Source organism: Chelatococcus sambhunathii, assembly GCF_001418005.1.
GTDB lineage: Bacteria > Pseudomonadota > Alphaproteobacteria > Rhizobiales > Beijerinckiaceae > Chelatococcus_A > Chelatococcus_A sambhunathii.
This window is the reverse complement of record NZ_LIOL01000034.1, coordinates 1-1,035: the sequence shown is the minus strand read 5'-3', so window position 1 is coordinate 1,035 and position 1,035 is coordinate 1. Positions and strand designations below refer to the sequence as shown.

The 1,035-nt window shown below is 52.0% G+C and carries 1 protein-coding gene and 2 pseudogenes; 1 reads left to right on the top strand and 2 read right to left on the bottom strand.

What is annotated here, in order from left to right; genetic code table 11:
* Window positions 1-95, top strand: a pseudogene (locus ASC46_RS21150) (IS5/IS1182 family transposase); the annotation flags it as partial.
* Here ASC46_RS21150 and ASC46_RS21465 read toward each other — a convergent pair.
* A complete protein-coding gene (locus ASC46_RS21465) occupies window positions 85-900 on the bottom strand; it encodes a phospholipase D family protein (protein WP_141659740.1) in 816 nt (271 codons plus the stop codon). The pseudogene ASC46_RS21150 and the gene ASC46_RS21465 sit on opposite strands and share 11 nt — an antisense overlap.
* 43 nt (window positions 901-943) lie before the next feature.
* A pseudogene (locus ASC46_RS21145) lies at window positions 944-1,035 on the bottom strand (IS5/IS1182 family transposase); the annotation flags it as partial.

Genomic DNA, 1,035 nt, shown 5'->3' with positions numbered 1-1,035 from the left:
CCACCCGCTTCGACAAGACGGCGGAAAACTTCCTCGCCGCCGTGAAGCTCGCGTCCATCCGCATCTGGCTACGCGGTTATGAGTCTACGGCCTAGCGCTCCCCTCGCCTCCGTCTGCCCTCTTCAGCCATACAACCCTAACATCTCCGCCGCAGTTCTCTTTAGCCCAACGCAGATTTCCTATTAATTCCCTCGCCCCATGTCTCTTATACTTTCCGGGCGTGATATCAACTGAATCCCCGTTTCTGACTTCATCCTCCCACAATGTTATAACAAGAATTTTATCCTTTTCATTCCTTGCAGACCAGCTCCATCGCACATTACGAGGCACGGCCCCGAAGAATCGAAAAGCGGCGCTTCGCGTCGGATACCTATTTCCTCCGGATGCAGAGTATACAACAGAATCCAAGAGCCTAGGGGGTGGAAACTTCTTTGATTCTTGATCCCAAAGAGATATCGCCAACTCGATATCCTTTTCACTTATAGAAGCGCTCTCCTCCCAAAGACCATTGAACCAGTCAATTATCTGCCTTTCGCAAGGGATGCGAATCCCAGCCTCAACCCAGCGCGCGCCCCTAATGCCTCCCAGATCAATTCCGTTTCGTGACGCATTGGCCGACGTCACCACGATATGGGTGTCGCCAATGTACACTTTGGCATGAAGATCATCCAACCGCCGCACATATTCCAATGGAAATTTGCCAATGACGCGCGGATTCGTTCCAATATGATTCAGATTGCATATAATTTTAATATCCCGACCGTCGAATTGGCCAATCAGCGAATCTGCCCCATCTCCCCAAAAGGCAACCGCACAATACAAGCGCTCCGATTTCGCTATTTCCGCAATTGCATCATGCAACGCCTTGCCTGAAAGGAATTCCGTCTTTGCCCCCGCCATTTTAACCTCTAGGATCGTTGCCGAGTACGAGAAACGCTGACCTCTAGGCCGTAGACTCATAACCGCGTAGCCAGATGCGGATGGACGCGAGCTTCACGGCGGCGAGGAAGTTTTCCGCCGTCTTGTCGAAGCGGG